We start from the raw sequence: 24,244 nt of genomic DNA on the forward strand, positions 1-24,244 counted from the left end.
GAAAATAAATCGTGTAATTCTATATAGGGTGTACTCTAATAATGACAATCATAAGTTGTACAATATTCATGTTTTTTATATGGCTAATATTTTTTTATGTGCTCTTAAGCAATTGGCATTAGCTATTCGCGTAAAAGGCGTTTATAAAAAAATTTTTATTTCAATATTTGGGTAAAATTATGAATATCGTTATCGTTGAATCTCCAGCAAAAGCAAAAACAATTAATAAATATCTTGGGTCTCAATACAAAGTTGTCGCATCATTTGGACATGTTCGTGATTTGCCTGCAAAAGATGGTTCTGTTTTACCGGATCAAGATTTTTCTATGAAATGGGATATAGATTCTGCTGCCGCTAAACGTTTAAATGAAATAGCAAAAGCCGTTAAAGAAGCTGATAGCCTTATATTAGCAACAGACCCTGATCGTGAAGGGGAAGCTATTTCATGGCATATTCTGGATGTTCTCCGTCAAAAAAAAGTTTTAAAAGATAAACCTATTAAAAGAGTTGTCTTCAATGCCATCACCAAAAAGTCTGTGCTTGATGCTATGAACAATCCACGTGATATTGATACATCACTTGTAGATGCTTATCTTGCACGTCGCGCTCTTGATTATCTCGTTGGTTTTACACTTTCACCTGTTTTATGGCGTAAACTCCCTGGTGCGCGTTCAGCAGGACGCGTTCAATCGGTTGCTTTGCGTATTATTTGTGATCGTGAATCAGAAATAGAACATTTTATCAAAGAAGATTATTGGTCCATTACAACACAGTTAAAAACCATCCGAAATGATAGTTTCCAAGCAAGATTGACAATGTTTAATCAAAGAAAAATAGGCAAGCTTGATATTCAATCTCAAGAACAAGCAGACCAAATTCGCTTTATGTTGGAGCAAGCCCAATACCATACACTCAGTGTTGAAGCAAAACCTACAAAGAGAAATCCTTTTCCTCCATTTACAACCTCCACACTACAACAAGCAGCTTCTTCAAAATTAGGATTTTCAGCTTCTCGCACTATGCAAATTGCCCAAAAACTTTATGAAGGCATTGAAATTAATGGTGAAACGGCAGGGCTTATTACTTATATGCGTACCGATGGTGTGCAGATAGCACCTGAGGCTATTGATTCAGCAAGAAAAGTTATTCATGAAACTTTCGGAAAAGACTATATTCCTGAAAAGCCACGTTTTTATTCAACAAAGGCAAAAAATGCACAGGAAGCACACGAAGCGATCCGTCCAACAGATTTTCAACGCAATCCTAGTCAAGTCCGTAATTTTCTCGATAGCGATCAAGCAAAGCTCTATGAGCTGATATGGAAGCGTGCTATTGCCAGCCAAATGCGCTCTGCTGAAATTGAACGTACAACTGTTGAAATTGAAGCACAGACAGGAGAAAACTGTGCAAATCTACGGGCAACAGGATCTGTTATTCGCTTTGATGGCTTTATTTCCGTCTACACGGATCAACGAGACGAAGAAAATAATGAAGAAAATGAAACAACACGTTTACCACAAATAAACACTGGTGAAGCACTTACAAAAGAAAAAGTTGAATCTGTACAACATACCACAGAGCCCCCTGCTCGTTATTCTGAAGCTTCATTAATTAAAAAGCTTGAGGAGTTAGGAATTGGTCGTCCTTCAACTTATGCATCCACATTGGCGACATTGTGTGACCGTGGATATATTGTCATTGATAAACGAAAGCTTATTCCCGATGCCAAGGGACGTATTGTTACAGCCTTTCTTGAAAATTTTTTTAATCGCTATGTAGAATATGGTTTCACAGCAGATCTTGAAGAAAAGCTGGATCTTATCTCTGATGGCAAACTTTCTTGGAAAGACGTATTGCGAGATTTTTGGGATGGATTTAATGCATCTATTATCAATATCCAAGAACTCCGTATAACTAATGTTCTTGATGCTTTAAATGTAACATTAGCACCTCTCGCCTTTCCTGAACGCGAAGATGGAAGTGATGTACGTTCCTGTCCTCTTTGTAAAAATGGTCAATTATCATTAAAACTTGGGCGTTATGGTGCTTTTGTTGGCTGTTCCAATTATCCCGAATGTAAATACACACGCCAACTTGGTACAGATACTGGAGAAGAGAATGAAGCTGTACGCAATGATGAACCTGTTATACTTGGTATTGCCCCTGAAACAGGAAAAGAGATCTCTCTTCGTAATGGCCGGTTTGGTCCCTATATTCAACTTGGTGAAAGCAAAGAAGTTAAGCGTGCAGGATTACCAAAAGAATGGCAGGCAGAAAATGTAACCCTTGATAAAGCCTTGGCTTTACTATCCCTTCCCCGTGAAATTGGCATTCATCCTGAAACTGGAAAAACAATCACGGCTACGATTGGACGATATGGTCCCTATCTTAGCCATAACGGAAAATCTGCGCGCCTTCTTCATGCAGATGAAGTTTTTGATATTGGTATCAATCGCGCTGTTACAGTATTAGCAGAACAACAAGAAAACAAAACCAGGCAAAGCAGAACAACACCTGAAGCATTGGCAACATTAGGAGAGCATCCCGAAGGAGGAACCATTACCGTGCGCAACGGGCGTTATGGTCCTTATGTCAATTGGGGTAAAATTAATGCAACATTGCCAAAAGATAAAGATCCCATTAGTGTAACTCTTCCAGAGGCACTAGAACTTATATCGGCTAAAGCATCGAGTAAAAAAACAACTTCAAAAAGAGCTTCTTCTAAAACAAAAGCAAAAATAAAAGAGACATAAATTTTGGCTAAAGGTGAAAAAAACATAAAATATCTCTCTTCATTCAAGGGGAAAACTTTTCCCAATAAGGAAGCAATCCTTTCCTTTATAATTGAGAATCCTAACCACTCAAGTAAACGAGAAATCGCTAAAGCTTTTAACTTAAAAGGCGATTCTCGTATCTGGCTTAGAGATATGTTACGTGAGTTAAAGGATCAAAATCTCATATCTAAACACCACAAAAGAGCAATAAACAAAGGAAAATTACCCCCTGTTACTTTAGTGAAAATTAGTGGACGTGATAAAGATGGAAGTTTTATTGCACAACCTCTTGAATGGGAAGATTCTCCAAAGCCCAATATTGAAATACACTCTTTTCATCACATAAAAGGAAGTAATATTGGTGTTGGAGATCATATTCTTGTAAAAGTTTTTCGAAATAAAAATTCTGAAAGCTCAAGTCATCCTTATACGGGACGAATTATTCGTAAAATTGACGTATCTCCCAAAAGCGCATTTGCTATTGTACGAAAATTGGAAAATAATCAATGGCGCCTTGATCCTATAGACCGCAAAACCAATGAACTCATTGTTGAAATGTCTCCAGAAATGAAGATTCAAATTGGTGATCTCGTTGAAGTCGAAATAAAAAAAAATACTGGTTACGGATTAAAGAGCGCAAAAATAAAGAATGTTTTAGGGCACATTAAGAGTGAGAAAACACTCTCAATGATAGCGCTTCTTTCGAAAGGAATTCCTTATATTTTTCCTGAAAGTGTTCTTGAGCAAGCCAAACATATCAAAGCTGCCAATATGGATAATCGTGAAGATTGGCAACAATTACCCTTTATTACAATTGATCCACCAGATGCAAAAGACCATGATGATGCAATTTATGCAACCAAGGATAAGGATCCAGCAAATAATGATGGTTGGATTATTATTGTAGCCATTGCAGATGTTTCTTATTATATCAAAACAGGAAGCGCTTTAGATAAAGAAGCATTGAAACGTGGAAATTCTGTTTATTTTCCCGATACCGTTGTGCCAATGTTACCTGAACGCCTTTCTCATGATTTATGTTCTCTGCGTGAAGGAAAAGAAAGACCAGCTTTAGCCGTTCGTATGATTTTTGATGCAAACGGTAATAAACGAAAACATAGTTTTCATCGTACTATGATTCGTGTAAGAGCCAAACTTTCTTATCAAGAAGTACAATTGGCAATTGAAGGTAATATAAATGAAAAAATAGCCCCTCTTTTTGAGAGCATTTTGCACCCCTTATGGGAAGCCTATGCATGCCTTAAAGCTGCGCGAAATCGTCGCCAACCACTAGAATTAGAAATTGCAGAAAAAAAGATTATTCTTGATCAAAATGGATGCATAAAAGATGTTGTGAGTGAAACACAATTAGAAGCGCATCGTTTAATTGAAGAGTTTATGATACAAGCCAATATTGCAGCTTCTGAAACATTAAAACAACATCACCAGCCGCTCATTTATCGTATTCATGAAAAACCTTCTCTTGCTAAGCAAGAAATACTTCGGAGCTTTCTTCAAAGTTTGGGGATACCACTCTCCCGCGGAAGCGAACTTACCTCAGCGCGCCTTAATAGAATTTTAGAAAAGGTCGCTCATACTCAACAACAAGAACTAGTCAATCAAGTTATTTTGCGTTCACAATCACAAGCAGAGTACAACCCTAAAAATAGTGGCCATTTTGGTTTGAATTTGCAGAACTATACACATTTTACATCACCAATCCGTCGTTATGCTGATCTCATTATTCATCGAGCACTCATTAAAGCTCTCAAATTAGGAAATGATCAATTAACAGATACACAAGAACAAAATCTTGCAGAAATTGCTACGCAAGTTTCTTTATACGAACGCCGTGCAATGATGGCTGAAAGAGAAACGATAGATCGGCTTGTTGCTCACTATTTAACGAATAAAATCGGTCGTATTTTTACAGGCCGCATTTCCGGAGTTACAAAAGCAGGTCTTTTTATCTCACTTGATAAACTCAATACAGATGGTTTTGTCCATATTTCTACACTTAAAAATGATTATTATCATTTTGATGAAGCACAACATGTTCTTGTAGGACAGCGTAGCCATAAAGGCTATCAGCTCAGTGATGTTGTAGAAGTAAAACTTATAACGGTACAACCTTTTGCTGGCGCTTTATGCTTTGAACTGTTAACAAAACCTCGTCCAATAAAATTTTCACCGACATCCTACCATAAAAACAAATTAAAAAAACAAAATTATACTCTTTATGGGAAAAGAAAAAATTAAGCTTCTTGCCCTCAATTAAATAGAATATGAATAATAAATTCAATTTAAGAAATGACTTATATTATATAATATTTATATTATTTTATATATACAATCTTCTTTCTCTAGTATACAAGAGGATAAATTTTATTATTAAGTCTATAATAACCATATAAAAATCTTGCAGTTTTTTATACTTAGAAAATGAGAGAAACTGCAAAGGATAGTTTTGGCTTCCTTTCATTTCAGCTCATCTTTTCATTGTTTAAATAAACAAGAGTACCTTAAGCCATTCTCATGAAAAAAAAACCTTTTGACTCTCAAAATAATTCTTTGCGTGCAATTATTGCCGCTATTGCAACCATTGGCACTGTTGGAACAGCATTGGCAATGGGAACACAACTTGTTTCTCTTCTTATGGCAGAGAAAGGACTTTCCAACAGTACAATCGGCTATAGTGGAACAGTTGGTGGAATCGCCACAATTATTGCAGCTATTTTTACGTCTCGAATCGCCTTATGCTTAGGAAGCGCTCAAACAATATTGCTTATGATGGCGATAGGATCTTTAAGTTTTTTAGGATTCTATTTTTTTGATCCCATATGGGTTTGGTTTATTTTAAAGTTTATATTACATTTCAGCATGACAGTTATGTTTATCCTGTCAGAGTTTTGGATCAACAGTTATGCTCCCCCCAAAAAACGGGGTTTGATCCTTTCTATTTATGCTATTGTCTTAGGATTAGGGTTTATAATAGGTCTAACGCTGCTAGCAAAAGTGGGAACACAAGGATTTATTCCTTTTGCTGTTGGATATAGCCTTATTATGCTTGCTACTATACCAATTCTTACCGCTTGGAAATTAAGTCCAGAATTTCAAAAAAATCAATATATGCCATTTTTTCGTTATCTTTTTCACGTTCCAAGTGCAATGATGGCGGTCCTTGTTTACGGGGCCATTCAAATGGGCGCATTAACTCTTATAATACCCTTTAGTTTATCCATTGGTTATAATGAGAATGAAGCAGCACATTTTATGGCAACCCTTGCACTTGGGAATATTTTCCTCTTAATTCCTATCAGCATTATAAGCGACTACGCCAAAGATCGACGCTACCCACTGATGAGTTGCGCTATTCTAGGTTTTATAGGAACTTTTATAGTACCATGGATTCTTCAATATCCATGGATTCTGATGCTTGATTTGTTTTTTCTGGGTGGTGTATCAGCGAGCCTTTATACAATTAGTCTTGCACATTTAGGAGCCCGTCTCAAGGGGCAAGAACTTGCTGCTGCTAATTCTGCTTTTATTTTTTGTTATGGAATTGGTATGCTCATCGGACCGACCTTTATCGGAAAATCCATGGATATCTTTAAACCCTTTGGTTTTTCAATAGCCATGGCTGTTTTTTTCGGTTTATATGTCATTTTGGTGTTTGTCCAACTTATGAGAAAATTAATCAGCTCTTGACTTTTTTGAGAACATCCGTAGTGTTGCCGGAAAATCTGATGATGTCGGAAATAAATTTTGACAGAAATAATATTTTTTCAGTATAAATAGGGTATTTACATTATGGCTAAAGCAGCAACCATTAAGATCAAGCTTTTATCAACTGCAGATACTGGTTTTTTCTATGTAACAAAGAAAAACAGTCGTACAATGACAGATAAAATGAGCAAGCGTAAATATGATCCAGTTGTAAAAAAGCACGTTGAATTTAAAGAAACAAAAATTAAATAAATAAAATTATTATTAAATTGATAGATTTTATACTCCAAAAGAAATGTGGGAGTATTGCTCTTCAAAGTTATTTTTTGAGGGGTGTTTTTTTATTTCCTTAAGTTTAAAAAGTTTACTTTAAACTTTGTATGTTTTGTACGGATTTGGATAAGTTGATTTATTATTTAAGTTGCTTACATATATTTTGCATGAGTATTTGATTATTGTGATATCTAACGAAAATTTTGTCATTAAAACGAGACATTGTTTCGTCATATGAATAAAGCTTCTCGGATGAATTATAAACAATACTAAAATAGAGTTATAGTAATGTTAGCAGTTTCTTTATTTCATGAAAAAATCTTTTTCTCATTTTGATCTAAGAACCTTTAATCTAAAAGTTATCGGTTTCAGTATTTTTGTCGCTGCTAGCATTCTTATCATTATGTCAACTTATTTTAAGCAGACTCAACGATTGCCTCAAAAAGAAAAATTTTCTTCTCAAAACTCTGTTAAAGGAAATGCTTTAATCATTGATGGCGATACCATTATGATTTCTTCAATTAAGATTCGACTAGCTGGAATTGATGCTCCTGAACTCCACCAATTTTGTGGAAAAAAGGAAGCACGCTACCCTTGTGGGCTTGAAGCAAAGAAATATTTAGAACAATTATTAAAAAATCAAATTGTTACATGTCACTGGCAAAAAACAGATAAATATCGCCGTATTCTTGCAACATGTAAAACAAAACAAGTTAGCAATATCAACGCAACACTTGTACATAATGGTTGGGCTGTAAATTATTATGAATACCCCAAAGAAGAGCAAGAAGCTAGGAAGAAAAAGAAAGGAATATGGGCATCAAGTTTTCAACGACCAAAAGAATGGCGCAAAGCAAATCCTCACACAGAATAAGAAAAATATTTTTTAATTTTATTTACTAATGAAACAATGTAGCCCAATTATCAAACTTGAAAAAGAGATCTATTCCTGTCGTGTTTGCGTCCAACAACCCCATTATTTTCCTCCTCTTCCTCATGAACCAAACCCTGTCGTTTATTTATCCGATACTGCTTCGATTGCAATTGCAGGCCAAGCACCAGGGTTGCGTGTCCATGAAACTTCTATCCCTTTTAATGATCGCTCTGGTGAAAAATTGCGTAATTGGCTGGGTGTCACGAAAGAAGAATTTTATAATAAATCTCTTTTTGCTATTGTTCCTATGGGATTTTGTTTTCCAGGTTATGACAAAAATAAAGCTGATTTACCACCAAGACGTGAATGTCGAGAAATATGGCATGAAAAGATATTTCAGGCAATGCCTCAAATAAAGCTTGTTCTTGCTATTGGCAGTTATGCGCAAAAGTGGCACATTATAGAATTAAAACATAAAACCGTTTCTGCAACTGTTGGTGATTGGAGAAATATTCTTTCCATTCCTCAACCTCGAGGCTATAATGTTATGCCTTTGCCTCATCCGTCATGGCGAAATACTTCTTGGTTACAGAAAAACCCATGGTTTAACGATGAGCTTATTGTATATCTGCGTCGTTTAGTGCGTAAATTTTTATAAATTAAAATACTGAGAAAAAATATGGATCGTCTTGACCGAAAAATTTTACATCTTTTGCAAGAAAATGCGACGCTTTCTGTTGCTGATATTGCTAAAAAAGTGGGGCTTTCGACCACTCCTTGCTGGCGTAGAATTCAAAAACTTGAAGAAGATGGCGTCATTCAGCGTCGTGTTGCTGTTCTTTCTCCAGAAAAAGTAAACGCACACGTCACTGTTTTTGTGTCTATTCGCACAAATACACATAGTCATGAATGGTTTAAGCGTTTTTCAAAAATTGTGCAAGAATTCCGTGAAGTCATTGAATTTTATCGAATGAGTGGAGATATTGACTATTTATTGCGTGTTGTTGTGCCCAACATTGAAGCTTATGATCTTTTTTATAAAAAATTAATTTCTAAAATTGACATCCGTGATGTCTCTTCTTCTTTCGCAATGGAACAGATTAAATATACAACAGAACTTCCACTTAATTATATTAAATTACACGACAAGACGCATGAACAAAGCTCTTAAGATTTTTTATATCCGTCTTATGATCTTTTAGGCATTCAAACTTTCTTGTTAAAAAACCACCATTTGTGCATGTGTTAAAACAGCAGCTTTGACAATACCAGCTGCCATAGCTGCTCCTGTCCCTTCACCAAGACGCATCCCCAAATCTAGAAGTGGTTCTTTGCCAATTTTTTTTAAAAGTTTACGATGAGCTGTCTCAGAAGAAACATGTCCAACAAGGGTATGATCAAGAGCTTTTGGATGCATTTTATAAAGAACCGCTGCAGCTGCTGTTGCCACAAAACCATCTAAAATAACGGGTATTTTTTCTATTCTTGCTGCTAAAATAGCACCAACCATAGCAGCAATCTCACGTCCTCCTAAGCGACGCATTATCTCAAAAGGATCATTAAAATAATCCTTATGCAAAGAAATGGCTGTCTTAACCGCTGCAATTTTACGCTGATAAAAATCACCTTCTGATTCCATACCATTTCCTGTCCATTCTTCCACTTCCCCTCCAAACAATGCTAAGCATAAAGCTGAAGCTATTGTTGTGTTTCCAATTCCCATTTCTCCAATACATAAAAGATCTGTCCCCCCCGCAATGGATTCCATTCCAAATGCCATTGTAGCAGCCGCACTCCGCTCATCCATTGCGGCATCCTTCGTAATATTCATTGTTGGATATTCCAATGCTAAATCAAAAATTTTTAATCCAAGATCATAAGCAATACAAATTTGATTGATAGCAGCTCCACCAGAGGCAAAATTTTCTACCATTTTTTGTGTCATAGATTGTGGAAATGGTGTAATATTCTCCTCTACAATACCATGGTTTCCAGAAAAAATAGCAACCAAAGGTCGCGTTACGATAGGTTTTTCTGTACCCCTCCACCCCGCATACCAAACAGCAATATCTCCTAGTTTTCCCAATGTTCCTTGCTCTTTTGTTAAGTTTTTTTGCCGTTTTTTTGCCAAAATTATAGAAAACTCATCAGCAACAGGTAAATTTGTAAGCAAAGCACGAAAATCATCAAAGGGACTAGCGATCATAAGGATACCTTTTAAAATCTACAATGTTTATGAAAATCACGTCATATATACAGGATATGAATAATTTATTGTTTTTTTAATAGTGCTTTAAAAATGTTAAATACTATGAAAGCAATAATTTCTACATTCTATTTTCTACCCCAATAACAAACGTGCAAGATTCAAAATGTTATTAATATCTTATGACTACTTTACAGTGATACCCTTAAGCTATTTTTTATTTAATAGGCATAATCAGCATGCCGTTTAATATATAAATTCTAACATTCTTATTCATAATAAAAGTTATAAACTTTCAAAAACTTATAAAATTGAAGGGATCAAAATTATCGCAAAGAAATCAAAACGCAAAGGATCTCAACTTTAATATATGTTAATTGTCTGACTGTTATTAAATGAGAGCATAAAAAGCTTCTTTTAAAGTACATATATCTGCGTTTGGTTTTGTCGCATCATTTGATAGTATTTGCCGCCATCGACGTGCCCCACCCCGCCCATGAAATAAACCAATCATGTGACGCGTCACATGAGAAAGCCGTCCCCCCGATGCAATATGTCGAGCCGCATAATCACACATAACCTCAATAAGATCACTCTCACTTAGACTATTCTGCGACTCACCATAGAGTTCAAAATCAATATGTTTTAACAAAGTTGGATCATGATAAACTTGGCGACCAAGCATGACAGCATCACAGAAAGTTAAGTGTTCTTTGATCTCATCAATCGATTTAATTCCACCATTTATCCCAATGAATTTATGGGGATATTTACGTTTTAATTTATAAACCCTTTCATAATTAAGGGGCGGAATATTGCGATTTTCTTTCGGACTCAATCCTTGTAGCCATGCCTTGCGTGCATGTATCCAGAGCGCATCACATCCAGCATTCCAAACCTGATTAGCCAAAAGATCTAACGCTAACTCTTCATCTTGTTCGTCCACTCCAATCCGACATTTGACAGTTACTGGTATAGTAACCTCTCGTTTCATCGCTTCCACGGCATTTGCCACAATGTCTGGATGTCGCATCAAACAAGCCCCAAAGACACCTGCTTGAACACGATTTGATGGGCAACCGACATTGAGATTTATTTCGTTGTAGCCAAAATCTTCAGCAATTCGTGCAGCTTCTGCTAACTTTTTCGGATCTGCCCCCCCTAATTGTAATGCAACTGGACGTTCTTTATCGCTAAAAGCCAACAATTGTTCGCGAACACCATGAATGACAGAATCTGCTACCATCATTTCCGTATAAAGGAGTGCTTTTTTCGTTAAAAGACGATAAAAAAACCTGCAATGTCGGTCTGTCCAATCCAACATTGGTGCTACTGCAAATTTTACAGGCGATGGAAGGTTGTAAAATATCATGAGGGTATTACTCTCATATCCCTATAGCTCTCTCTCTTTATACATAGAAAAATACTTACTTTTAGTTTACGTAAATTTTTATTCCCTTATACTATCATGAGTATAATAACAGCCCATTATCTTCAATTGATATAAGGATTTACTACAATCAATCATGATAAAACACAATATGGCATTTCTCATAGATTATCGTTCAGGTATATAAACATGAAAAAATTTTTCACTATAATATAAAAAACTCATTTACAAGTTCTTCTTACGCTCATCAAGCCTCTATCCTTAGATGATTTAGCACAGCGTTTAAGATAATGAATGATAAACTAAAATATTGTACAATTTTTCATAATAGATTTAATTTTCTTTAGATTTTTTAACTTATTGTGCAAATAAATGCTACAGAAGGTACTTTTATTTTCTCCTCAAGAAAGAACAAAAATCCTTATTCTACACGAATCTAATTATAAATCAGTTTTTCTCAATGAGTAATTCTTGGTAATATTCTTGGATTTCACTTTATAAGATAGATAAAGTTGATCCTAAATATTCTATCTAATTTTGCCATTTTATGATTCTTGCAAAAAAAAAAATAAAATTAGGGTATAGACAATCATTGTCTTTTTAATATGTATGACTGACACCAGTATCTCTTGAAGAGAAATATTTTACAATATTGCAGATAAAATCTGTAAAATGAAATGATCATAAACGTTGTTCAATCTCTTGTTGGCTTTGCATATAGGAAGAAAGAGTATCAACCTCTTGTTCATTAAATAGGAGACCAAGTTTTGAACGACGCCATAGCACATCTTCACATGCTTTAGCCCATTCTTTTTCCATCAACCATTTTACTTCTACTTCATAAAGCCCATGTCCAAAATTTTTTCCTCTATTTGCCTTACCATGTGCAAATATCACCAATGCTTCCGTACCGTAAGAGCGTGCAAGCCTGCGATGTGTAAAAGCATCTAAATCTGGCATCAAAAGAGCAATCTTATTTTCGATTATATCTAATTGATTATAGGGAAAATCACCCCCTGGAAGTACTGTCTTAGCCGTCCATGACGCTCCCTTTTTACCAAGAGCTTTTTCAACAAATTTCATCGCATCTTCAGCCAACTTACGATAAGTTGTAATCTTTCCTCCGTAAAGATTAAGAATCTTGGGTGTTGTTCCTGTTCCCATTTCTTTTAAAACATAATCGCGCGTAATTTCTTGTGCTTTTGAAGCTCCATCATCATAGAGTGGACGAACTCCAGAGTAAGACCAGACAATTGTTTCAGGCAACACTGGTTGTATGAAATATTCGCTGGCTGCTGCACAAATGTAATCAATTTCTGTATCAGTAATATGAACGTCAGCCGGATCTCCTTGATAATTACAATCTGTTGTTCCAAGCAAGGTAAATTCTTCTTGATACGGAATAGCAAATATAATACGCCCATCACCATTTTGAAAAATATAAGCACGATCATGAGTATAAAGCTTGGGAACCAAAATATGAGAACCTCTAACAAGTCGTACTGATGGATGTTCTTTACAGTCTAATATGCTTGCCAAAACATGATCAATCCAAGGTCCTGTCATATTCGCGACATAAGAAGCTGTGACACTATATTCTTTACTAGTTAACTTGTCTTGAAGAACGATACGCCATTTATTGTCTTCTTTTTTTAAAGAGAGAACTTCTGTTCGTACTTTTATATCAGCTCCCCACTTTTCTGCATCACGAGCATTGCCAATAACTAAACGCGCATCATCTACTCTTGCATCAGAATATTCAAAACCTCTCTGATATTCTTTCTTCAGTGTAGAGCAAAATTTTTTTGAAAAATTAATTGTTTTACTGCGCCATAATTTCTGATTCCAATTCCCTAAATAATCATAAATAAAAAGTCCAAAACGCAACATCCAAGCAGGGCGCAATTCTTTATGATAAGGAAGGAGAAAACGCAAAGGACGCACAATATGTGGAGCCATACGTAAAATGATCTCGCGTTCTTTCAATGCTTCACGAACAAGCTTGAACTCATAATGTTCAAGATAACGAAGCCCACCATGAATAAGCTTTGTTGACGCACTTGAGGTCCCAGATGCAAGATCGTTCATTTCAGCCAATCCCACTTTAAATCCGCGTCCTGCTGCATCTCTTGCCAATCCACACCCGTTTATCCCTCCCCCAATGATAAACAGCTCATAATGTGTTGTGGTTTTCATAATTTCACTTTTCATTTCATTATTTAATTTTGTTTCTCAGTACTCAATAAAGCAATAGGAAAAAATAATACAAGTGTTCTTCATTGTATTATCAACGTACTTTTTCCTAAAATAAACACGCACAAAAAGCTTTTGATACCCTTATACATCAAAACAACATTTGACAAATTAAAGAGATTTTTTTTATCTTTTACAAAAAATAATCCTTGCCAAGCCAAGGTTCATCATATGAAGTCTTTTTAGAGAAAAATTGATGTTTTTTCTCATTCTTAAATACACACTATAGCTAAATGCTTTATTGCACATAGATAACGCTTTTCATATAGTTCACTCAATGACACACTAGGAAATATGAAGGTATACAGATGACTCATCACTCTCAAAATTCGAAAATAACACCTCTTTCAAAAATTTTAGTCCCAGTTATGTCGAGTATTTTAATCTTTTTACCTTCTTTATCAAACGCAACATCACACTCAAAAACAGCAAATCATTTAAGCTTAGAAAAGCTTAAAACACAACTTTTGGAAGATTCTAGCTTTTTATCTAAGCTTAAAGAAAAAATGATACCACATACTGATTCTCATCATATTCAACAAATCGTCAGAGAGTATCTTCTTACTCATCCAGAAGTTCTGATTGAAATGCAGCTTATTCTTCAAGATAAGCTGGAAAAACAGAATGAATACGAAAACAAAATACAAACTTCTGTCATCCATTTATTAGAAAAAGAAATTTTTCATTCTCCTCATGACGCCATTTTGGGAAACCCAAATGGTAAAAAAGTGCTTGTCAATTTTTTTGATTACAACTGTGGATATTGTAAAAGTTCCTATTCACATATAGAAGACTTGATAAAAGAATATCCAGATTTAAAGGTTATTATTAAGGATTTACCAATTTTAAGCTCTGATTCTATGGCAGCCCATACTGTTGCCTACGCATTTCGAAAACAATTCCCAGAGAAATATCCTCAGTTTCACAAAACGCTTTTAATGTATCAGGGTCGCGCAAATGAAGCTAAAGCTATTAAAGTAGCTGTTTCATTAGGAGCAGATGAAAAAAAACTACATAATGCAATACAAGATCCCACTCTGCAAAACGCTTTTAAAGAAAACATTCAAATTGCCTCTGGACTTCATATTACGGGAACACCTTCTTACATCATTGGTGATAAAATATTCATCGGCACTGCCAAACAGGATATTCTAAAACAAGCGATAGATAATACACAGTGAATACCTGATCCGTTTTAGGAAGAATACTGTAAATGAGGTAATTTTATGCTTTCTCTTTTTTGATAACAGGCTTATAAGTGCAATTTTGCGTAAAGCAGATACAAGTTTTAAATTGCAAAGTATAATGATTTAAAGGAAATAAAAATCTTTAAAGCCTCAAAAGATCTCATCCCTAATCTAGAGATATTCGGTCATAAAATGAGATAATGACGATCTTCATTGATCAAGGAGTTAGAAATAAAATGGCAACAAAAAAAATGGATTCGGCAAAAACCGCAATTGATACGAAAATTATTCGTGATCTTGCTGAAATTTTGAATGATACCAATTTAACGAACATTGAAGTTGAACAAGGGGAGCTTCGTATTTGTGTCTCACGCCAAAATACCTTAACTTCTTCTGAGCAAGCAATCTATGCTCCTGTTTCTACTCCTACTTTTTCTGTAACATCTTCTCCGGTCCCAACAACTGAATCTCCCATACAATCTATCCAAGAAGATAAATCAAAAAACACAATAACCTCTCCGATGGTTGGAACAGCTTATCTTGCACCTTCACCAGGTGCACAACCTTTTGTAGAAGTAGGACAAAATGTTTCTGAAGGAGAGACATTACTTATTATTGAAGCCATGAAAACAATGAATCAAATTTCATCACCACGCTCAGGCACGGTAACCACTGTTCTTGTCAAAGATGGCCAACCTGTTGAATTTGGTGAACCACTTATTATTGTTGAATAAAGCGAGGGGCAACCATGATTCGAAAAATCCTCATTGCTAATCGGGGAGAAATTGCTCTTCGCGTTTTGCGTGCATGTAAAGAACTTGGCATAAAAACCGTAGCTGTTCACTCTACCGCTGATGCAGATGCAATGCATGTTCGTCTTGCTGACGAAAGTGTTTGTATTGGCCCTCCTCCCGCTCGTGATTCTTATTTGAGTATTCAGCAAATTATTGCTGCTTGTGAAATTACAGGAGCGGATGCTGTTCATCCAGGTTATGGCTTTCTTTCTGAAAATGCAAAATTTGCAGATGTTCTAGAAGCCCATGATATTACATTCATCGGTCCAACAGCTACTCACATCCGAATCATGGGCGATAAAATCGAAGCAAAGAAAACCGCCAAAAAACTTGGTATTCCTGTAGTTCCCGGTTCAGATGGAGCAGTCACTGAAGAATCAGATGCTTTACGCACTGCTCGTGAAATTGGTTATCCAGTTATTATAAAAGCTTCTGCAGGTGGTGGTGGACGTGGTATGAAAGTCGTTCATTCTGAACAAGAATTTTCTATAGCTCTCAAAACAACGCGTTCAGAAGCGAAAGCTGCTTTTGGTGATGACGCTGTTTACATAGAAAAATATTTAGAAAAACCCCGTCATATTGAAATTCAAGTCATAGGTGATGGTGCGGGAAATGCTATTCATTTAGGAGAACGCGATTGTTCACTTCAACGACGGCATCAAAAAGTATGGGAAGAAGCTACATCACCTGCACTTAATGAAACTGAACGGAAAAAAATTGGAAGTATTGTTGCAAATGCCTGTGCCCAACTTGGATATCGTGGAGCTGGTACTATTGAATTTCTTTATGAAAATGGCGAATTTTATTTTATTGAAATGAATACACGTTTACAAGTCGAGCATCCTGTAACTGAAGCAATTACAGGTATAGATTTAGTCCACGAACAAATCCATATTGCATCAGGCTGTAAGCTTTCAGTGACACAAAATGAAGTCTGTTTTTCTGGTCATGCCATTGAATGCCGTATTAATGCAGAAGATCCTATTAACTTTACGCCATCACCTGGAACCATTACACATTTTCATACACCTGGAGGTTTAGGGATTCGTGTTGATTCAGGCGCTTATTCAGGTTACCGTATTCCTCCTTACTATGATAGCATGATTGGAAAGCTGATTGTTCATGGACGTACCCGTTTAGAATGTATGATGCGTTTACGGCGTGCTTTAGATGAATTTGTCGTCGATGGGATAAAAACTACACTGCCTCTTTTTCGCGATCTTATTAATAATCAAGATGTTGCTGATGGTAATTATAATATTCACTGGCTAGAAAATTACCTTGCTCATCAATCAAAGTCTTCAGATTCGTAATTCGATAGCAAAACGGTGCATTCTTATAAAAGATTCTATAAGATATCAACATAAGGATAGTTCCAACCTTGCTGTAAAAAGTGGAAAAAAGGAAATAAATTGGTTATTTTTTATATAGTTTTCTTTTAATATGCATAAAATTTAATAATTTTCTGTTTTCCTTTTTGTTAGTTTGTGCTAACTCCTACATGGTTATGCCCTTATAGCTCAGTTGGTAGAGCACCTGATTTGTAATCAGGGGGTCGGGAGTTCGAGTCTCTCTGGGGGCACCATGCTCTTTTTTATCCAAAATAATTTATTGATTTTCCATATATTTTGTACAGTGAGGGACGCGTAAATAAAAGTGAGGGAATAGGATTTTTCAACCTATCTCTATAGGACGCCTCTTTTTTTGCAAACTTTCTCAAGAAGGTCTTTTAATTCTGCTAAGTTTTGTTGTGAAAAATTCTCTAAATTTCTAACAAACTCACCAACAGCTTCACGCCTCAACGGATCAGAAGTCTTGATTGTAAAAGTTTTGCGACAAGCATAGGCTGCTTTTCTTAAGAGTAAAGCCTTCTCTTGATAAACCATAAAGCTCTATGATCTTTTCCTCCAGTCCTACAGGAACAGATTTTTTGCCAATCTCGACAGAAGATAAAAATCCTACAGATATGTCTAATTTCTTAGCCATATCTAAGAGGCGTTCGGAGTGATCAATGCGCAAAATTCCGCGCAAATTCACCATTACTAGCATCACCGGACCAATCGCCTCCTCCCAACATAACATTTACGTCTACACGTAAACTGCTTCCTTGTTCCCCTGTATGCCATTTCGTCACGGGATAACAACCAGACAAAAATTGCCACACATAACCGCAACCATCCTCACAACCGATATACGAAATCATACGACGATTTTCTGTATCAACGTGTCCTCCAGACGTTTTGGGAGAAGGCGCTTTATTGCCTATAATACTGGTTCCCGAATTGATTCCATACATGCAAGACGCGAACTCATCACTCGTCAAAAATCTCTTATTAACAGACGAAAAATCCACGTGATGGTCAGAATAGCTACGATTGGTTGTAATCGGAACACCATAGGCAGACTTCGTATTTTCATCTGTCCCTGATTGAAGATAAATATCAACCCAAATATTCTTCCACGGATCGTAAACCATTCCCTCTGGATCACTCCTCGGATAGTGATTTAAACACCAAACAGAATCAGGGAGAATATCCCCCGCTTGATAACCCGATAACGGATGATCTTCAAAGAAATTGTTATTTCTATGGATTCGACTAGTGTCCAAGGATATTATGATATACGGGGGGCGAATAAATTTGATCGCGTGTGGAAAAACATTGAAACAGTTAAGAATCTTCAACCTCTGCAAAGTATAGGAATAAGAGCGACAGTTACCAAAGAGATTCTAGAAAATATTATTAATTTTATCGATTTTTGTATAAGCAAAGATGTCGATTATATCGGATTCAGCCCGCTCGATACGTCGTCATTTAGTTTTTCTAGAAAAAATAATACAAAGGATCGATCTAAGGCTTTAAGAAACAAAACTCTTCCGCCAAACGCTTCACTTTTTCATTTGAGAGATGAATTATCAAGGAAAGAATCCCCCCTCCAGATTTATATAGATAAAAAGTTCCAAGAAAGGAAAATCTCATGGACGTCACAAAATTTTGTAAATTGTATTAATTATTACTTAGGCGAGAATTCTACGTACGTTTCGTCGCCGTTAATGTGTTTATTTCCATTTTCATCCTTGGTATTGGACTATAATGGAGATTTAAAAAATTGCTTTTATTCAGAAGCTTTTGGGAATCTACAAAATTATGGGGCAATAGATTGGTCTGCTCAAAGCGTTTTAAAATCTTTGAAAGAATCTGGCGCATGTAGCGGATGTCGTGGGAAGGTGTTTTGTGGATAAGGTTAAGCAATTTAAGATTTATAGTGTTAGCAAGTCTACTGCTCTAGTGGTTGCTGTTTTACCACTTTTTTTGTCGGAAAAATTGCATTTGTCGCAAGCGGATATTGTTTTAATCGGTAGTTATTTTTTATTGCTTCCTTTGATCTTAGAAGTCCCCTTGGGTTTATTGTCAGATGTTTATGGAAGTAAGCGCGTTATTTATACTGGGCTGTTTTTCTTTCTTTGCGGTTTTTTAGCTCTTTTTATGAATTATGCATATTTTGCTTACGCCACTTATTTGTTGTGTATTACATTAGCAGCCGCTTGTTTCTCAGGTGCGGAAGATAGTTTACTCTTTTCTGTAGTACCAAAGCATCGCACACTGTTTTCCGTTAAGTCCGAAGTGGCTGCTGTTACCTATAGTGTGACAACGGTACTTATTTTTTTAGGAGGAATACTTTATTATGTGCATCCTGCATTGCCTGTGATTTTTCAAGTCCTTTCATTAATTTTTGCTATTTTTATGTTTTCAAAACTGACGAAGGGATTAGATAGTTTTCATATCAACGCTCATCCGAGTATTTTCACAGTTATGTGCGCCAGCCGTAAAGAAGTCAAAAATCCTTATCGCTTCACTCTTATTTTTTTAAGTGCAGTTTCAGCTTTTGCTATTTTGGTTAATAATCGAACTGTTTCTATCGCATTTTCTGATTTTTTGCCATTTCAACCTGCTATTTTGGTTTCGATTATTTTTATCATTGGGAATTTTTTTTCAGCAAGTTCCAATATATTGTTTCAGAAGTATTTTTCAAAGTTTCAAAATCCTATTTTTCCCGTCTTAATGATTGGTTGTATGGTAACCATTGCTTTTTTTCTCATGTCATTTCAAATCATTGCGGCTCTTATATTAGGATTTTTACTGCTATGTGTTTTTAAATCTGCTTATCGATCTTATCTGTCGTCTCTTCTTATAAATTCACTGCTTGATCCCAAAGCTATCGCGACTGTTTTATCATTTACAGCCATTATTACAGCTGTTGTATCCTTTGCATTCAGTTTTTTATACGGTCATATTTTTTCAACATTCTGGCAAGCTAATTTGTGGTTGGCAGTGGTTATGGCTGTGATTTTTGGGGTGTCTGCTTTAATTATTTTTGTCAGAAAACAAGAAATCATTTGGTTACAGCCTGAAAATGCACAATCGTCAAAACAACATTTCTTGAAACGCAAGCATCAAGAATTTTGCTATGGGCAAATTTATCCGGAAGCATCGTGCATTAATGAAAACATCAAGGATGGCTCTTTTCGACAAAGTCTCTATCCTGCACCAAATTTGATAACACTTTGCGATGAAGTAGTCGAATGGGAGTTTATCCGGGGTACTGTATTGAGTCAAATGGATTTGCTACATCAAAAGGCGATTATTGATCAAATCAATAAGATCTTTCAAGATCGATTAAGCAAAAATATAATCTTATCACATGGAGATTTACATCCTGATAATATCATTGTTACTCCTGATAGTTCTTTTATGGTAGTGGATTGGGATTTATGTCAAGAAGCCAGTCCGGAATTGGATATCTTAACATTTTTCACCAGTCCAAGATTATCTCTCAATTTAGAAGAACGGATAGACTATATTTCTCATTTGCTGTCTATATCAAAGGATGAAGCTTTACCAATGATAAAAGCGTTTGTGGCTAAAAAAATTTCTGATCTTTGTCTATACCAAAATATTTTCATGAAACAATTAGTATTGGATTATATGAACTTGAATAAGGAATTTCATGGGCGATAATATTGTAATTTGTAATGAAAATTGCAGTGCGAGCTGCAATCATTGTCCGTATTCGATGGAATGTATGGTGAGAGATGACGCGTTGCCTGAATCTTTATATACAATAAATGACATAAAATCTGATTTTATTATTCTTTCTGGTGGAGAGCCTTTTGAGCTCGATTATGATTTACTTCATAAATATACTTGTATGTGTCTCATTTGTAAAAAATATTTTCGGATTGCAACAGGGGGGCACATCTATATTCAACCATATTTGAAGCTATTAAAGAGTAATCCGTTCTTTTTAGGGATACAAATAGGCACAGATGTTATTTCAGAGATAAGAAATCTAGACAGTAAAAAATATAAACAAACGTGGGTGCGTAACATAGAATGTATGAAAAAAGATAGCGTACCATATAGTGTGACGATTACTTTATCGGAGAGATTCGATTTGGCAGAAGTGTTAGCTCTAATACGTATCGCTACTCCCGAGTTCATTTTATTTAATTTTGAAAATAGAAAAAAGTATGAGAATACATTTCAGTTAAATATGATACGGGATTTTTTTTCTGGCTGTGAGATAAAATATGGATATACGCATCAGAGTTTACACCAATAAATATAAACTATCGGATTCTTTTCACAGTTCTTCTGGTGTATTAGTTGAAAAAACAGAACTGATAATTTTATTTACTGCTCAGGATAAAGTTATTTCGCCCTTTGCTATGGAGTTGCCATTGTCACCTAGTCACGGAGAAATGCCGGACGATTTTATAAAATCTATAAATGAACGATCAATAAATAGAAGTAAACACTTTGTAAATTCTTTAAGCTATTTCTTTGGGTTGGAAGATTTTTTTAAAAAAGTTGAAATGGCTAAAATTATTAATTCTGGATTAATGAAATCTATTAAAACGATAGGAATAGGTGCAATTATTGATGATGAGATACGTAATTACGATTTGATAAAATTGAAATCATCGAATCAGTATTTGGATGATACAATTGCAATTGTTAATGAAAACAAAAATGTAAAATTTATTATTGATTTCAATGCAAGTATTAATTTTGAGCAGTGGAATTATTTTATTGATAGGATAGATAAGAATAATTTGTTTGGAATAGAACAGCCTGTGAAATTTCCTTCAAAAATTCCAGATTTGGGTTTCTTAAATATCGCTGATGAGACATTCGTGAAATATGGTTATGAAAAAATTCACGAATATGGCTATAATGCTTTTGTCTATAAGCCATTTGCAAGTAATATTAAAGAATTATATAAGTGTTTTGAGAATAAAAATAACTACGTTGGTATGGTTGGAAGTAATGTTTCAGGACCTTTAGATTGTAGTTTTTGTAACATCATAAATCATTATATGCCTACCAAATTAGCAGGAAATCGTGCAAGTAATTTTGAAGCGCATCCGTTAAATAATAAAACTGAGGATTTAATGAGAATTCGAGAAAAAAAGATATCTCTCTCTGATGAATTGTTTATTTATCTTGATAAATTTTGCCAAAAGGTATCGGATTTGTATTTTGATATGAATAAATTAAAAGAAATTGCTACAAATATATAGTATTTCCCACTCTGAATCAGCTATGTTTCGTGAATAGATATAGGACATACCGATGGAAGAACGATATGGTGCTTGTCTCATGTATCGGGATCTTATATACTAAAAGTGTCAAAGATGGTGGCAAAATTGGCTTTGATTTTTTTGATATTAGCAGTAATTTAAGCAGCAACTTGCCTTTTTTTATTCAAGATTTTTGATGAGAAAGAATTATAGGTATTTCAGTTTGATATAACTCAAAATAAGCGAACGGTATTTTTAAGCTTGATGTTTATTATAAAGCTGAGCTCAACCCCAATCAAAACAGTATGGCAGGTGGACTTATTATCTTACTTAAAAGGGGCTAGCTAAGAAGCATACGCTTGTTATTATATCGAATGTTCTCAATTTGCATTCGATTAAACTTACAAATCAAGATGGCTTTTATTCTAATATCATCAATACTGGGCTTTATAGATTAAACATTCAAGTCCAATAATTCGCAGAACAAATGAGCCATGCATCCAAAATGCCAATTACGAGTAATATAAATCCAGATGATATTGTAGCTGATATTCACGTAATACCATCAATACTCCCAAATGACTCCTATTATCGTAAGGTTTTTTTCTTTTCTCTTGAGATCATCACCAACGTCATACAAGGCATTGATTTATAATGATAATCTATCGTTATTCATATTGAATGAGAGTCCCGAATAACGTAAGATTCTCTCATTTCAAAGCTGTTTATGTTGCATCAATTAAAATCACTCATTTGCATATAACAAGTGGGATGAGTGTGTGGACTCAAATTTGTATAAGAAAGGATTAAAAAATGGCTCTTATGAACCGTCTTAATGCAAGATCTGTCGCAACATTGGGAGTTGGCAAATATAATGATGGTGCCGGCTTGCTTCTTCATAAGCGTAAAGATGGAGGTGCTCAATGGATTTTACGGTATACCCTTCACGGGCGCCGCCGTGAAATGGGCTTGGGCGCCTTAAGACATGTCTCTTTAAAAAAAGCCCGTGAATTGGCAAACCAATGGCGTGCTGTTTTACATGAGGGTCGTGACCCCATTAAAGAACGCGATAAACAAAAGCGTGAGGCAATGCGTAATCTTCATTATTTAAAAAACATTGCTTTAGATGCTTTTGAAAGCCGTAAAGCTGAATTAAAAGGTGACGGTAAAGCTTGTGATTGGTTTTTACCATTACGCCTTCATATTCTCCCTAAATTGGGCTGTCTGCCCGTTTCAGAGATTACACAAACAGAGATACGCAATACCCTTGCTCCTATCTGGCATACAAAAGCTGCAACAGCAGAGAAAGCACTAAATCGTCTTAATCTTTGTCTCAAACATGCCGCTGCATTAGGGTTAGATGTTGATTTACAAGCAACAGAAAAAGCACGCGCGCTCTTAGGTAAACAACGTCATAAAACCACTAATAGACCTGCAATGGATTGGAAAGATGTTCCCGCCTTTTATCAGTTACTCTGTAAAACACAAAACATAACACAACTGGCTTTGCGCTTGCTTATCCTGACAGGCGTTCGTACCAACCCTTTGCGTCATATTCGTGAAGATCAGATTGAAGATGATGTATGGACTATTCCTGCTGAGAATATGAAAGGTTTGCGTGACGCTACAACAGAATTTCGCGTACCTCTATCATCTGAAGCGCTAAAAGTGATTAAACAAGCCCGTTGTATTTCCAAAAGTAATTTCATTCTGTCTTTTTCCGGTCGTGCTCCCCTTGCTGAGAATTGTATGGCAAAATATATGAGAGACAATAAACTTGAAGCCTGCCCGCATGGTTTTCGTTCTAGTTTACGCAATTGGCTTGCTGAAACAACCGATGCTCCCTATGAGGTCGCTGAAACCATTCTAAGTCATACAGTAGGAGGTAAAGTAGAGCGTGCCTATCGTCGTACTGATTATTTAGAACAGCGCCGTGTCTATATGGATAAATGGGCGGCTTATGTCACTGGTCAATCTTAAGATATGGGGTGCATAACCCCATGATCTGTGGATAACTTTCTCTCTCTTCTCTCTCATTCTTTCTCAATAAAACTCATAAATTATCACATTAGAATTTATATGATAATATATTGTTTTCTATAAATAAAATACCTTCAAAAATGAACCAAAATGTGCTTAATAAATAGGCATGATTTGTTTCTATTTTTTATTATGAAAGGATTT

Annotated in this window: 19 protein-coding genes, 1 tRNA gene and 1 pseudogene; 16 read left to right on the plus strand and 5 right to left on the minus strand. The window is 35.5% G+C overall.

The window, feature by feature from the left end:
• The first annotated feature begins 179 nt into the window (after positions 1-179).
• The 7 genes from topA (at position 180) to ACFIME_RS09755 (ending at position 8,818) form a co-directional block, all read left to right on the plus strand.
• Positions 180-2,753 carry a type I DNA topoisomerase gene (topA, locus tag ACFIME_RS09725; RefSeq protein WP_375634137.1) on the plus strand — a complete coding sequence of 858 codons (2,574 nt, stop codon included), beginning with the start codon at positions 180-182 and terminating at the stop codon, positions 2,751-2,753.
• A gap of 3 nt (positions 2,754-2,756) precedes the next feature.
• On the plus strand, positions 2,757-5,033 hold the full coding sequence (gene rnr / locus ACFIME_RS09730) for a ribonuclease R (protein WP_375684865.1): 2,277 nt from the start codon (positions 2,757-2,759) through the stop codon (positions 5,031-5,033).
• Between the two features lie 276 nt (positions 5,034-5,309).
• Positions 5,310-6,482 carry an MFS transporter gene (locus ACFIME_RS09735; RefSeq protein WP_375684866.1) on the plus strand — a complete coding sequence of 391 codons (1,173 nt, stop codon included), beginning with the start codon at positions 5,310-5,312 and terminating at the stop codon, positions 6,480-6,482.
• A gap of 102 nt (positions 6,483-6,584) precedes the next feature.
• Positions 6,585-6,752, plus strand: a complete 168-nt coding sequence (rpmG, locus tag ACFIME_RS09740; protein WP_004864083.1) for a 50S ribosomal protein L33 — start codon at positions 6,585-6,587, stop codon at positions 6,750-6,752.
• Positions 6,753-7,083: 331 nt separating this feature from the next.
• Entirely contained in the window at positions 7,084-7,647 is a 564-nt protein-coding gene (locus ACFIME_RS09745; RefSeq protein WP_375684867.1) for a thermonuclease family protein, read from the plus strand.
• A 28-nt stretch (positions 7,648-7,675) separates the two neighbouring features.
• Positions 7,676-8,305 (plus strand): uracil-DNA glycosylase family protein, encoded by a 630-nt coding sequence (locus tag ACFIME_RS09750; protein ID WP_375684868.1) that lies wholly within the window; start codon positions 7,676-7,678, stop codon positions 8,303-8,305.
• Positions 8,306-8,326: 21 nt separating this feature from the next.
• Positions 8,327-8,818: an Lrp/AsnC family transcriptional regulator gene (locus ACFIME_RS09755; RefSeq protein ID WP_375608344.1), complete on the plus strand. Its 492-nt coding sequence runs from the start codon at positions 8,327-8,329 to the stop codon at positions 8,816-8,818.
• A gap of 48 nt (positions 8,819-8,866) precedes the next feature.
• Here ACFIME_RS09755 and cobT read toward each other — a convergent pair whose 3' ends face one another.
• The 3 genes from cobT to glpD all read right to left on the minus strand — a co-directional run bounded on the left by cobT (position 8,867) and on the right by glpD (position 13,454).
• A complete protein-coding gene (gene cobT / locus ACFIME_RS09760) occupies positions 8,867-9,853 on the minus strand; it encodes a nicotinate-nucleotide--dimethylbenzimidazole phosphoribosyltransferase (RefSeq protein ID WP_375632208.1) in 987 nt (328 codons plus the stop codon).
• A gap of 391 nt (positions 9,854-10,244) precedes the next feature.
• Entirely contained in the window at positions 10,245-11,225 is a 981-nt protein-coding gene (dusA, locus tag ACFIME_RS09765) for a tRNA dihydrouridine(20/20a) synthase DusA (protein ID WP_375662554.1), read from the minus strand.
• A 699-nt stretch (positions 11,226-11,924) separates the two neighbouring features.
• Positions 11,925-13,454 (minus strand): glycerol-3-phosphate dehydrogenase, encoded by a 1,530-nt coding sequence (glpD, locus tag ACFIME_RS09770; RefSeq protein ID WP_375684869.1) that lies wholly within the window; start codon positions 13,452-13,454, stop codon positions 11,925-11,927.
• Positions 13,455-13,804: 350 nt separating this feature from the next.
• Between glpD and ACFIME_RS09775 the strand changes: the two genes are divergently transcribed.
• The 4 genes from ACFIME_RS09775 (at position 13,805) to ACFIME_RS09790 (ending at position 17,062) form a co-directional block, all read left to right on the plus strand.
• Positions 13,805-14,677, plus strand: a complete 873-nt coding sequence (locus ACFIME_RS09775) for a DsbA family protein (protein WP_375684870.1) — start codon at positions 13,805-13,807, stop codon at positions 14,675-14,677.
• A 242-nt stretch (positions 14,678-14,919) separates the two neighbouring features.
• Positions 14,920-15,417, plus strand: a complete 498-nt coding sequence (gene accB, locus ACFIME_RS09780) for an acetyl-CoA carboxylase biotin carboxyl carrier protein (RefSeq protein ID WP_273787930.1) — start codon at positions 14,920-14,922, stop codon at positions 15,415-15,417.
• Positions 15,418-15,431: 14 nt separating this feature from the next.
• On the plus strand, positions 15,432-16,790 hold the full coding sequence (gene accC, locus ACFIME_RS09785) for an acetyl-CoA carboxylase biotin carboxylase subunit (RefSeq protein ID WP_375684871.1): 1,359 nt from the start codon (positions 15,432-15,434) through the stop codon (positions 16,788-16,790).
• Between the two features lie 196 nt (positions 16,791-16,986).
• Positions 16,987-17,062: transfer RNA gene (locus ACFIME_RS09790), tRNA-Thr, on the plus strand.
• A gap of 100 nt (positions 17,063-17,162) precedes the next feature.
• Here the strand turns inward: ACFIME_RS09790 and ACFIME_RS09795 are convergent.
• A pseudogene (locus tag ACFIME_RS09795) lies at positions 17,163-17,526 on the minus strand (XRE family transcriptional regulator).
• Positions 17,486-18,085, minus strand: coding sequence for a hypothetical protein (locus ACFIME_RS09800; protein ID WP_375634349.1), 600 nt, complete (start codon positions 18,083-18,085; stop codon positions 17,486-17,488). Before ACFIME_RS09800 ends, ACFIME_RS09795 begins: the two are co-directional and overlap by 41 nt.
• Between ACFIME_RS09800 and ACFIME_RS09805 the strand changes: the two genes are divergently transcribed.
• From ACFIME_RS09805 to ACFIME_RS09825, 5 genes are all read left to right on the plus strand, one after another.
• Positions 18,065-18,718 (plus strand): hypothetical protein, encoded by a 654-nt coding sequence (locus ACFIME_RS09805; RefSeq protein ID WP_375684872.1) that lies wholly within the window; start codon positions 18,065-18,067, stop codon positions 18,716-18,718. The two genes, ACFIME_RS09800 and ACFIME_RS09805, sit on opposite strands and share 21 nt — an antisense overlap.
• A complete protein-coding gene (locus tag ACFIME_RS09810; protein ID WP_375634353.1) occupies positions 18,711-20,495 on the plus strand; it encodes an MFS transporter in 1,785 nt (594 codons plus the stop codon). Before ACFIME_RS09805 ends, ACFIME_RS09810 begins: the two co-directional genes overlap by 8 nt.
• Positions 20,485-21,099: a hypothetical protein gene (locus ACFIME_RS09815; protein ID WP_375684873.1), complete on the plus strand. Its 615-nt coding sequence runs from the start codon at positions 20,485-20,487 to the stop codon at positions 21,097-21,099. The genes ACFIME_RS09810 and ACFIME_RS09815 overlap by 11 nt, the downstream gene beginning before the upstream one ends.
• Complete coding sequence (locus ACFIME_RS09820) at positions 21,068-22,060, plus strand: hypothetical protein (protein WP_375684874.1); 993 nt, start codon at positions 21,068-21,070, stop codon at positions 22,058-22,060. Before ACFIME_RS09815 ends, ACFIME_RS09820 begins: the two co-directional genes overlap by 32 nt.
• A gap of 813 nt (positions 22,061-22,873) precedes the next feature.
• On the plus strand, positions 22,874-24,040 hold the full coding sequence (locus ACFIME_RS09825; RefSeq protein ID WP_375684875.1) for a tyrosine-type recombinase/integrase: 1,167 nt from the start codon (positions 22,874-22,876) through the stop codon (positions 24,038-24,040).
• Positions 24,041-24,244 lie beyond the last annotated feature (204 nt).

It is taken from the genome of Bartonella sp. AP1QHHD, from assembly GCF_042196265.1.
In the GTDB taxonomy this organism is placed as follows: domain Bacteria; phylum Pseudomonadota; class Alphaproteobacteria; order Rhizobiales; family Rhizobiaceae; genus Bartonella.